The sequence below is a fragment of the Cupriavidus sp. 05T313 genome, from assembly GCF_056396665.1.
The window spans coordinates 1-11307 of record NZ_JBFTLX010000238.1 but is presented as its reverse complement, the minus strand read 5'-3'; the positions used below and the strand labels follow the sequence as shown (position 1 = coordinate 11307).

9 protein-coding genes and 1 pseudogene are annotated in these 11307 nt (G+C 67.2%); 9 read left to right on the top strand and 1 reads right to left on the bottom strand.

Features of this window, described 5'->3' with window-relative positions:
- Nucleotides 1–200: 200 nt before the first annotated feature.
- Nucleotides 201–1148, bottom strand: coding sequence for a LysR family transcriptional regulator (locus AC1DKD_RS33460; protein WP_477144215.1), 948 nt, complete (start codon nucleotides 1146–1148; stop codon nucleotides 201–203).
- Between the two features lie 147 nt (nucleotides 1149–1295).
- Here AC1DKD_RS33460 and AC1DKD_RS33455 point away from each other — a divergent pair, with 147 nt between their 5' ends.
- From AC1DKD_RS33455 to AC1DKD_RS33415, 9 genes and pseudogenes are all read left to right on the top strand, one after another.
- Nucleotides 1296–2273: a tripartite tricarboxylate transporter substrate binding protein gene (locus AC1DKD_RS33455; protein ID WP_477144214.1), complete on the top strand. Its 978-nt coding sequence runs from the start codon at nucleotides 1296–1298 to the stop codon at nucleotides 2271–2273.
- A 106-nt stretch (nucleotides 2274–2379) separates the two neighbouring features.
- Nucleotides 2380–4485, top strand: a complete 2106-nt coding sequence (locus AC1DKD_RS33450) for an acetate--CoA ligase family protein (protein ID WP_441636956.1) — start codon at nucleotides 2380–2382, stop codon at nucleotides 4483–4485.
- Nucleotides 4482–5647, top strand: a pseudogene (locus AC1DKD_RS33445) (acyl-CoA dehydrogenase family protein). The gene AC1DKD_RS33450 and the pseudogene AC1DKD_RS33445 overlap by 4 nt, the downstream one beginning before the upstream one ends.
- A gap of 29 nt (nucleotides 5648–5676) precedes the next feature.
- The gene (locus AC1DKD_RS33440; protein ID WP_441636954.1) at nucleotides 5677–6570 is read left to right on the top strand and encodes a MaoC/PaaZ C-terminal domain-containing protein; all 894 of its coding nucleotides are present in this window, start codon (nucleotides 5677–5679) and stop codon (nucleotides 6568–6570) included.
- 47 nt (nucleotides 6571–6617) lie between these two features.
- The gene (gene fabG, locus AC1DKD_RS33435) at nucleotides 6618–7367 is read left to right on the top strand and encodes a 3-oxoacyl-ACP reductase FabG (RefSeq protein ID WP_441636952.1); all 750 of its coding nucleotides are present in this window, start codon (nucleotides 6618–6620) and stop codon (nucleotides 7365–7367) included.
- Entirely contained in the window at nucleotides 7360–8184 is an 825-nt protein-coding gene (locus AC1DKD_RS33430; RefSeq protein WP_441636950.1) for an enoyl-CoA hydratase/isomerase family protein, read from the top strand. The genes fabG and AC1DKD_RS33430 overlap by 8 nt, the downstream gene beginning before the upstream one ends.
- The gene (locus AC1DKD_RS33425) at nucleotides 8181–9377 is read left to right on the top strand and encodes an acetyl-CoA C-acetyltransferase (RefSeq protein ID WP_441636948.1); all 1197 of its coding nucleotides are present in this window, start codon (nucleotides 8181–8183) and stop codon (nucleotides 9375–9377) included. The genes AC1DKD_RS33430 and AC1DKD_RS33425 overlap by 4 nt, the downstream gene beginning before the upstream one ends.
- A gap of 31 nt (nucleotides 9378–9408) precedes the next feature.
- On the top strand, nucleotides 9409–10665 hold the full coding sequence (locus AC1DKD_RS33420) for a CoA transferase (protein WP_441636946.1): 1257 nt from the start codon (nucleotides 9409–9411) through the stop codon (nucleotides 10663–10665).
- A 266-nt stretch (nucleotides 10666–10931) separates the two neighbouring features.
- Nucleotides 10932–11307 (top strand): plasmid pRiA4b ORF-3 family protein (locus tag AC1DKD_RS33415; protein WP_477144213.1); only part of this gene is annotated, 376 nt, incomplete at its 3' end.

Genomic DNA, 11307 nt, shown 5'->3' with positions numbered 1-11307 from the left:
AAGGACAGGGTGCGCGGATCTCATCGAGGCTGCGGGCGTGCTTCGGCTATCGTCCAAGTGCAAGCCGGATACATGCATGCAGACCGTTTCGACATCACGAACAAGAAGCTTGCAAAAGGCGTCGGGTCCATACAGGCACGAAAGGTACGATTGCTCCTAGTTGCTATGGGCGAAGTCCGTGTAGCCGTAGGCCGGCCGCGCTACCCTTGGCGCCTACCTCCGCTCCGCTTAACTACCTCCCGCCTGGCCCCAGGCGCCTTCTCCGTCGTCGCCTCGATACTCTCGCGAAAACGTTGCGTGACAGCGGTTTCGTCCAGCGCGTGATACGCCAGCGAAATGCCGATCGACGCATCCGGCGGCAGGTCGGAGATCGGGCGGAATACCACGCGGCCCGATGAGTGGGATGYGTTGACAGACGGCACCAGGGCGATCCCGAGCCCGCTATCCACCAGCCCTACCACGGTCTGCACCTGTACGGCTTCCTGCGCGATGTAGGGGCTGATGCCGGCGCGTGCGAACAGGTGCGACACCGCGGCTTGCAGGCCGCCCACGCGTGAGGGCGTGTAGCCGATCAGGGGGTAGTCGGCGAGGTCGTGCAAGGCGACCTGCTTCTGCTTGGCCAGGGCGTGGCCGCGCGGGAGCGCGGCACAGAATACGTCGGTCTGGATCAGCTGGAAGCGGACGTTCTCCGGGCGGGCGGTGGGCACGCGCACGAAACCCACGTCAAGCTCGCCGCTTTCCACCAGCGATAGCAGTTCGAGGTTGGTGCCTTCGCGCAATTCCAGCTTGACATGCGGGTGGCGCTTGGTGAACGCCTGTATCAGCCGCGGCAGCAACCCGAACGTGACCGAGCCGATAAACCCGATGCGTAGCCGTCCGGCTTCGCCGCTGGCGGTCGCACGCGCGGCCGCGCTGACTTCTTCCGCATTCTGCAGGCATTTCCTGGCGGCTTGCAGGGCGGCTTCGCCGGGGGCGGTCAGCCGTACGCCGCGGGCAGTGCGCTCGAACAAGGGCGTGCCGAGTTCTTCCTCCAGTTTGCGGATGGCGACGGAAAGCGGCGGCTGTGCCATGAAGAGCCGCTCTGCCGCCCGGCTGAAGCTGCTGGTCTCGGCGACGGCGACGAATTGCTTGAGTTGACGCAGGTCCATCCATATACCTCGTGTATAGCTCGGTGCATGTAAAGTATTGGATTAAGTATATGGCATTGCTTACGATTGTTTCTGAAACAGGCACAAAGAAGCCGAGGGCGCCAGGCACACGTTTGGCCGCGCCTGACCTCAGACCGGAGACAATCGATGATCAGCACGAAACGCTGGCTTGCCGCTGCCGTTGCGGCCACCGCCGCGCTCACCTTGCCCGCGCTTACCTTAGCGCAGACTTTTCCTGCCAAGCCCGTCAAGATCGTCGTGCCTTACCCGCCGGGTGGCACCAATGACATCGTGGTACGCCTGCTGGCGCAGAAGCTGGGTGACAGCATGGGCCAGCCGTTCGTGGTCGAAAACAAGCCCGGCGCCTCCGGCAACCTGGGCGCGGAACAGGTGGCCCGCGCGGCGCCCGACGGCTACACGCTGCTGCTGGTGACGACCGGGCATTCGATCCACCATTCGCTCTACAAGAACCTGCGCTACAACATCAAGACCGATCTCACGCCGGTGAGCGAGCTCACGCGCGGCCCGATGCTGGTGATGGTGACCCCGTCGTTGCCTTACAAGACGGTGCAGGACGTGATCGCCGCGGCCAAGGCCAAGCCGGGATCGATCAACTTCGGCTCGGCGGGCAACGGCTCGTCCACGCACCTGGCCACCGAGCTGCTGAGCTCGATGGCCGGGGTGAAGATGACCCACATCCCGTACAGCGGCAGCGCGCCTGCCATGGCGGACGTGATGGCGGGCAATGCCCAGCTGGTGATGGACCTGATGTTCTCGGCGCTGCCGCAGGTCAATGGCGGCAAGCTACGTGCGATCGCCATCACCGGCGCCAAGCGCTCGCCGCTGCTGCCGAATGTGCCAACGGTGGCAGAGTCCGGCGTGCCAGGCTTCGAGACCCTGGCGTGGAACGGGCTGATGGCGCCCTCAAGCACGCCCAAGCCGATCATTGACAAGCTCAACGCCGAGATCCACAAGGCGCTGGACGCGCCGGAGATGAAGGAGCGCCTGCGCGCGCAGGGCTTCGAGCCGTCGCCGGGCACGCCTGAGCAGTTCGGCGCGTTGATCCRCTCGGAGATCGACCGTTGGGCAAAGGTCGTCAAGACGTCCGGCGCCAAAGTCGAATAAGCCAGATTTGCGAAGGCAGGGGCGACTGCCGCGCCGGCCCGATCCGCTCCTTTTCTTTTCCTCGTCCCTCTCCGCCGCCACTGTTTTTCTTGCAAGCGATCTCGCCATGCCAGACCGTAATCCCTTTGTCCGTCTCCTTCGCCCGCGTTCCGTCGCCGTCATCGGCGCGTCGGACGATCCGCTGCGCATCGGCGGCCGGCCTATCGACTACATGCGCAGCCAGGGGTACCAGGGCCGCCTGATGCCGGTCAACCCCAGTCGCGCCACCATCCAGGGCCTGGAAGCCTACGCCAGCGTGGCCGACCTTCCGCAGACGCCGGACGTGGCCATCGTGGCGGTGGCCGCCAAGCTGGCGCCCGACGTGGTAGCGGAACTGGCGGCACGCGGCACGGCGGCGGCCATTGTGTTTTCCGCCGGGTTTGCCGAGGCCGGGGACGAGGGCGCGCAGATCCAGCAACGCATGGTGGCTTCGGCGCGCAAATAYGGCATGCGCCTGCTTGGCCCGAACTCGCTGGGCGTGGTCAATCCCGGCACCGGATTTTACGGCAGCTTCACCTCGGTGGTGGAAATGGGCTTTCCGGTGGCGGGGCGGGTCGGCATTGCCAGCCAGTCCGGCGCGTATGGCAGCCACATCCTGGGCATTGCGCGCGATGCAGGCATCGGCGTGTCGGCCTGCGTGATGAGCGGCAACGAGAGCGACATCAGCCTGGGCGACATCGTCCACGCCATGGTGGACGACGACAACACCGATGTGATCGCGGTCTACTCCGAGGGCATCCGCGACGGGCAGCGCCTGATGCAGGCGCTGGAGGCCGCGCGCAAGGCGCGCAAGCCGGTGGTCATGATGAAGGTTGGCACCAGCGCGGTGGGCAGCGCGGCGGCGCAGTCGCACACTGCTTCGCTGGCCGGAAACGACGCGGTGACCGAGGCCGTGCTGGCCGAGTTCGGCGTGGTGCGGGCGCGCTCCACCGAGCATATGCTCGACGTGGCACGACTGGCCACGCGCCGCATCTATCCTGCCAACAATTCCCTGGGCGTGATTACCGTCAGCGGCGGCGCCGGCGTCATTATTTCCGACGCGGCGGAAGTGGCCGGCTTGCCGATGCCGGAGATGCCCCCTGCGACCCAGGAGCACCTGAGAGCATTGCTGCCCTTTGCCGCGCCGCGCAACCCGGTGGACTGCACGGCGCAGTTCCTGAACGACATGACCATCGCGGGGCGCTTCACGCAAGCGGTGGTGGCCGAGGGCGGCTACCAGTCGGTGCTGGGTTTCTTTACCTACACAGGCGGCGCCGACTCGATCGCGCCGCGCCTGCGCGAGCAGCTAAAGGGCGTGCGCGACAAGCATCCTGACCGGCTCTACCTGCTGTCGGTGCTGGCCTCGCCCGAGCGTGTGCGCGAGTACGAGGCCGACGGCTTCACCGTATTCGAGGATCCCACCCGCGCGGTGGTGGCCATCGAAGCCATGGGCCGCTTTGGGCAAGCGTTTGAGCGGGCTCCCAGCTTGCCGCCGCCCGCGGTGCCCGCTGTGGACCTGCCGGGACGCACGCCCAGCGAGGCGCAGGCCAAGCGCGTGCTGGCGCAGGCCGGCATCGCCGTGGCCCCGGAACGCGCTTGCGCCACGGCCAGCGAGACGGTGGCGGCGGCCGAGGCGTTGGGCTATCCCGTGGTGCTCAAGATCCTGTCGCCGGACATCCAGCACAAGTCCGAGATCGGCGGCGTGCTGCTGAACATCACCGATGCCGAGGGCGTGCGTGCCGGCTTCGGCCTGTTGATTGCTCGCGGCAAGGAGGCCGTGCCGGGCGCGCGCCTCGAAGGCGTGCTGGTCGCCAAACAGCTCAGCGGCGGCGTGGAGTGCATTCTCGGCATCCAGCGCGATCCGGTCTTTGGCCCGGTGGCCATGTTCGGGCTGGGCGGCATCTTTGTGGAAGTGATGAAGGACGTGGTGCTGCACCGTTGCCCGTTCGGCGAGGACGTGGCCGAGCAGATGATCCGCTCCATCAAGGGCGCGCCGCTGCTGCTGGGCGCGCGCGGCAAGCCGCCGGTGGATATCAAGGCGCTGGCGGGCATGCTGGCGCGGCTGTCTGTGTTTGCGCACCAGGCTGGCCCGCGCCTGCAATCGGTGGACCTGAATCCGGTGTTTGCGATGCCGCAAGGACAGGGCGCCTTTGCCGTCGACGCCGTGATCGAGGTGACGGAGTTGCCCCGATGATTCGCGACGCCGAAACCCTCAACGCCCTGCTCGACAGCATCCAGCGCTTTGTGCGCGAGGAACTGGTGCCCGCCGAGCGCCTGGTGGACGAAACCGACGAGATCCCGCCGCGCATCGTGCAAGGCATGAAGGATCTCGGCCTGTGTGGCATGACCATCCCGGAGGCGTACGGCGGGCTGGGGCTCACCACCGAAGAAGAGGCGCTTGCCGCCATCGAACTGTGCCAGACCTCGCCGGCGTTCCGCTCGCTGATCGGCACCACCATCGGCATCGGCTCGCAAGGCATCCTGATGGATGGCACGGATGCGCAGAAGCAGGCATTCCTGCCGCGCCTGGCCAGCGGCGAGATCCTGGCCTCGTTCGCCCTGACCGAGCCGGAGGCCGGCTCCGAACCGCATCCCTGCGTAYCACCGCGAGCGCAAACGGCGATGACTACGTGATCAACGGCACCAAGCGCTATATCACCAATGCGCCCTATGCCGGCATCTTCACGGTGATGGCGCGCACGGACGCCGCCATCCCGGGCGCGGCTGGCATCACCGCCTTTATCGTGGACGCCGGCACGCCGGGCATCAGCTTTGGCAAGCGGGACCGCAAGATGGGCCAGCGCGGCTCGCATACCTGCGATGTGATCTTCGACAACGTGCGGGTGCCGGCCAGCCGCATTATCGGCGGCGCCGGTAACACGGGGCAGGGTTTTCGCACCGCGATGAAGGTATTGGACAAGGGGCGCATCCACGTTGCCGCCGTCTGCGTGGGCGTGGCCGAGCGGATGCTGCGCGATGCCCTGCGCTATGCCACCGAGCGCCGCCAGTTCGGCCAGCCGATTGCCAGCTTCCAGCTGGTGCAGGCGATGCTGGCCGACAGCCAGGCGGAACTGTACGCCGCGCGCAGCATGCTGCTCGATACCGCGCGCAAGCGCGACGACGGCCTGAACGTCTCCAGCGAGGCGGCTTGCTGCAAGCTGTTTGCCTCCGAGATGTGCGGCCGCGTGGCCGACCGCGCGGTGCAGATCTTTGGCGGTGCCGGCTATGTGGCCGACAGCGGCATCGAGCGCTTTTACCGCGATGTGCGCCTGTTCCGCATCTTTGAAGGCACCACCCAGATCCAGCAGGTTGTCATCGCCCGCAACATGATCCGCGGCGCCGCAGCGCAGGCCTGACGCAATCACCATCGACCAGAAGATCCGCCATGCCTCTCGATCCCAAGCAACTCCTCAGCCGCCAGTTTGCGCCCGTCGAGCAGGCTTACAGCGCGCGCGACAGCATGTGCTACGCGCTGGGCATCGGCCTGGGCGCCGATCCGCTGGACGCGGGCCAGTTGCGCTACGTCTATGAGCACGCGCGCGGCGGCCTGCAGGCGCTGCCCACGCTGGTCAACGTGCTGGGCTACAGCGGCTTCTGGGCCGACCAAGCGGACACCGGCATCACCTGGCAGAAGCTGGTGCATGCCGAGCAGGCGTTCGTGCTGCACCGTCCGTTGCCGGCGCAGGGCCGGGTGGTTGGCCGGAACAAGGTCACCGCGCTATACGACAAAGGCCCGGACAAAGGCGCGTTGATGATGCAGGAGCGCCAGGTGCATGACGCGGCCACCGGTGACCTGCTGGCCACCGTCACCCAGACAACCATGCTGCGCGCCGATGGCGGCTTTGCCGCCGGCGGCGCCACGGCGGGCTCGCCGCCGCCTCCGCATGGGATGCCCGAGCGCGAGCCGGATGCCGTGTGCGATCTGGCGACGCTGCCGCAGGCTGCGTTGCTCTACCGGCTCAACGGGGACTTCAATCCCTTGCACGCCGACCCGGCGGTGGCGCAGCCGGCCGGGTTCTCACGGCCCATCCTGCATGGCCTTTGCACCATGGGCATCGCCATGCACGCCGTGCTGAAAACCGTGCTTGGCTACGACGCCGCGACGGTGCGCGGCATGCGGGTGCGCTTTACGGCCCCGGTGTTGCCCGGCGAAACGCTGCGCACGGCGATCTGGGTCGATGGCCCGGTGGTGTCGCTGCGCACCACGGCGCTGGAACGCGGTGTGGTGGTGCTCAACGCCGGGCGCGTGGACCTGGGCCAGCCGCCCGCTCCAATCTGACGCTGCTTGCGCAGTCATCCCGATACACGTATTCCGAGGAGAACCGAATGGATCTACAGATCAAGGACAAAGTCGCCATCGTCACGGGCTCGGCCCGCGGGCTGGGCGCGGCTACGGCACGCCACTTGGCGCAAGAGGGCGTTAAGGTGGTGATCACGGACATTCTGCGCGAGCAGGCCGAAGCCACGGCCGCCGCGCTGCGCGCCGACGGCTTGCAGGCGCATTGCATCGTCGCGGACATCACCAAGAGCGCCGACGTGCAGCGGCTGGTGGATGAAGCCGTCGCGTATTTTGGCGGGGTGCACATCCTGGTCAACAACGCCGGCTTTCCACGCGACAAGTACCTCGTCAAGATGACCGAGGAGGACTGGGATCTGGTGATGGAGGTCATGCTCAAGGGCGCCTTCCTGGCCACCAAGGCCGTGATGCCGCGCTTGATCGAACAGGGCTGGGGACGGGTCATCAACATCAGCTCGCGCGCGCACCTCGGCAATCCCACGCAGGCCAACTACGCGGCGGCCAAGGCCGGGCTGATCGGCATGGCCAAGGCGCTGGCGCTGGAGGAAGGGCGCTACGGCGTGACGGTCAATTGCGTGGCGCCTGGCTTCATGGAAACCGAGATGGTGCAGGCCTTGCCCACCTACGAGACCATCAAGGAGCGGGCTGTCGCCGCGCAGCCGATCAAGCGGGTTGGCCGGCCGGGCGACATCGCCGATGCAGTGGCCTTCCTGGCTTCGGAGCGCGCCAGCTTCATTACCGGCGAAGTGCTGCACGTGACCGGTGGGCGCTATGGCTGAGATCTCGGCAGGGCCGGTGCGTTGCTCCGCCAAAGACGGCATTGCCACGCTGATGCTGGACAACCCGCCGCTGAACGTGGTCTTCCGCGGCCTGACCGAGGCGCTTGACCGTGCCCTGGACGCGCTGGAACGCGATCCCGCCGTGCGCGCCGTGGTGCTGACCGGCGCCGGCACCCGTGCCTTCTGCGCGGGATCCGATATCGCCGAGTTCCGGCCGCTGATGCGGCCCGGGCAGATCGTGCCGGGCAAGCTTGCCTTGCAGCATGCGGTGTTCGGGCGGCTGGACGATTTCCCGAAGCCGACGGTGGCGGCGGTCAATGGCCTGGCGTTTGGCGGCGGCCTGGAGATCGCGGTCTGCTGCGACCTGATCGTGGCGGACGAGACGGCGCGCTTCGCGCTGCCCGAGATCAAGCTGGGCGTGTTCCCCGGCAGCGGCGGCCCGGTGCGCGTCACGCGTCGCGTGGGCGAAGGGCGTGCCAAGGAGCTGATGTTCCTGGGCGAGGCCATCGACGCCGGCACCGCGCTGGCCTGGGGCCTGGTCAATCGCGTGGCGCCGCCGGGCCAGGCGCTGCAAGCCGCATTGGCGCTGGCCACCACGCTGGCGCAGCGCCCGCCGCTGGCGCTGGCGCTGTGCAAGCAGGCCATCGACCTGAGCTTTGACACTACCGAAGACGAGGCCATGCGGCGGGCACTGCCGCTGTCGGACCGCGTCTTCAGTTCCAAGGAAGCGCAGGAAGGCGTACGTGCCTTCTTCGCCAGGGAAACCCCGCGGTTCGGCACTGACGAACTGCATCAAGAACAAAGGACGCCATCATGAAACGAGCCGCAATCGTCTCCCCGCTGCGTACGCCGATCGGCGCGTTCGGCGGCAGCCTGCGCAGCATCTCCGTGGAAGAACTCGGCGCCACCGTGGCGCGCGCCGTGGTCGAGCGCACGGGCCTGGATCCGGCCCGCATCGAGGATGTGGTGTTCGCCCATTCCTACGCCAACGGCGAAGTGCCTTGCACAGGCCGCTGGGTGGCGCTACAGGCCGGCTTTCCCATCAGCGTTGCCGGCATGCAGCTGGACCGCCGCTGCGGCAGCGGCCTGCAAGCCATCGCCACGGCTGCGATGATGGTGCAGACCGGCGCCGCCGATGTCGTGATGGCCGGCGGCGTCGAGAGCATGAGCAACGTGGAGTACTACACCACCGACATGCGCTGGGGCAAGCGCGCCGGCACCGTGAAGTTCCATGACCGCCTGGAGCGCGGGCGCGAGCGCTCGCAGCCCGAATCCCGCTTTGGCCGTATCTCCGGCATGATCGAGACCGCCGAGAACCTGGCGCGCGACTACGGCATCTCGCGCGAGGAGGCCGACGCTTTTGCGCTGCGCAGCCACCAGCGCGCCGCCGCCGCGTGGTCCAGCGGCAAGTTCGCGCAGGAGGTGGTGCCGGTCAGCGTGCCGCAACGAAAGGGCGAGGCGCTGATCGTGAGTGAGGACGAGGGCATCCGTGGCGATCTCACCATCGAGCAGCTCGCGCGGCTCAAGCCCCTGATGAAGGACGGCATCGTCACCGCGGGCAATGCTTGCCAGCAGAACGATGCCGCTGCCGCCTGCCTGATCGTGACCGAGGACAAGCTGGAAGCACTCGGCCTGGAGCCCATCGGCTACCTGCATAGCTGGGCCGTGGCCGGTTGCGAGCCGTCGCACATGGGCATCGGCCCGGTGCCGGCTGTCAAGAAGCTGTTCGGCAAGAATGGGCTGGGCTTCGACGACATGGGCCTGGTGGAGCTGAACGAAGCCTTTGCCTGCCAAGCGCTGGCCTGCGCCAAGGGCTGGGGCTGGAACGATCCGGAGCGCTTCAACGTCAACGGGTCCGGCATCTCGCTGGGCCATCCGGTGGGCGCCACCGGCGTGCGCATCATGACCTCGCTGATGCATGAGCTGGGCCGGCGCGGCGCGCGCTATGGGCTGGAAACCATGTGCATCGGCGGCGGGCAGGGCATCGCCGCCGTGTTCGAACGCGCCTGACGCCGCAGCCAATACGAACCGGACCGCCCCCATGACCTACCCCTTCCTCAACCGGCTGCGCGTGATCGAAAGCTCGGCCTTCATCGCGGCGCCGCTGGCCGGCCTCACGCTGGCGCAGTTCGGCGCAGACGTGATCCGCGTGGACATGATCGGCGGCGGCATCGATTACATGCGCATGCCGCGCATGCCGCAGGCCGACGGCAAAGGGCGCAGCCTGTACTGGACCGCGCTGAACAAGGGCAAGCGAAGCATCGCGGTTGACCTGCGCAAGCCCGAAGGGCGCGAGCTGGTGCAGGCGCTGGCGACGGCGCCAGGGCCGGATGCGGGCGTGCTGCTGACCAATATCGGCACGCCGTGGCTCGCGCACGAGGCGCTGGCCGCGCGGCGCGCGGACATGATCAGCTGCACCATCCAGGGCAACGGCGACGGCAGCACGGCGGTGGACTACACGGTTAATTGCGCCACCGGATATCCGGCTGTCACCGGCGGCGGGTCGCGTGAGAGGCCGGTCAACCATGTGCTGCCGGCGTGGGACATTGCCTGCGCGTACCAGGCCGCCTTTGCCGTGGTCGCGGCGGTGGAGCAGCGCCGGCGCACGGGCGCAGGCGCGGAGCTGAAGCTGGCGCTGTCGGACATGGCCTTCACCATGCTGTCGCATCTTGGCCTGCTGGCCGAGGCCGAATTGCTGCAGCAGGAGCGGCCGTCGATCGGCAACCACCTGTATGGTGCCTTCGGCCGCGACTTCGGCACGCTGGACGGCGGCCGCCTGATGGTGGCAGCGATCTCGGCCGGGCAATGGAAAGCGCTGGTGGAGGCTTGCGGCATTGCCGGGCAGGTGACTGCGCTGGAGCAGCGTACCGGCCTGAACCTGGGCGACGAGGCCGATCGGTTTGCCTGCCGCGAGGCCATTGCCGAGCTGGTCGCACCCTGGTTTGCCACCCGCACGCAGGCCGAGGCGGAGCGTTTTCTGGAAGCGCGCAAGGTCTGCTGGGGCCGCTACAGCACGGTCGGCGAGTTGCTGGCCGGCGATCCGCGTGTCAGCCTTGCCAATCCGGTGTTCGAGCGCATTGCGACGCCAGGGATCGGCGAACATCTTGCGGCCGGAGCGGCCGTGCGGGTTCCGTCGATCGAGCGCGAGGCAACTTTGCCGGCCGCGTTGCTGGGCACGCATACCAACCAGGTACTGCATGAAATCCTGGGGCTGGACGGCGCCGCCATAGGCCGGCTGCATGATGCCGGCGTGGTGGCGGGCCCGGAGCGCGATCCCACTGCCAGCGGCACTGCGTGACGAACGTGGTGGACTCGGCGGGTGGCAATTCGAGGGGACAGAGAACGCTTGGGGTTACCTAACCGATACCAGATAGGTATCTAACAGATACCATTTGGCTTTCCGTGGCGGCCGATCTTTCACCTATCTGCGATCGACGCGCAGCTTAATTGAGGCAGCCGATGATCGGCCATCGACCGGACGGTCCTGAAGAGGAGACCGCGCCAAAACGGGGGCGAACTACCGGACCACCGCCGAGAGGCCAATGAGGCACCTAAAATGCGCGCATGGTTTCCGTTCCTGGGCCGGCGATCACCGTCCTTCAACTTCGAATTGCTCTGAGCGCCCTGAGCCCGCCGGTTTGGCGACGCGTCCTCGTTCCTGAGCACTTGACGCTCGGACAATTGCACAATGTCATCCAGGTAGTCATGGGCTGGGCCGACGAGCATCTGCACACGTTCAGCATTCGTGGCAGGCGTTACGGCAAAGCTCATGAGGCCGTCTTGCAGTTCTCCACCGCGGCAAACGAACTGCCACTGACTGCGTTTCGTCTCCGCGAACACGAAGGCTTCGTCTATGTGTATGACTTCAACGCGTGGTGGCGCCACGAGATACGGGTGGAGCGGCGTAGGCTGCGGCAACATCCTGTGCGGCAACATCCTG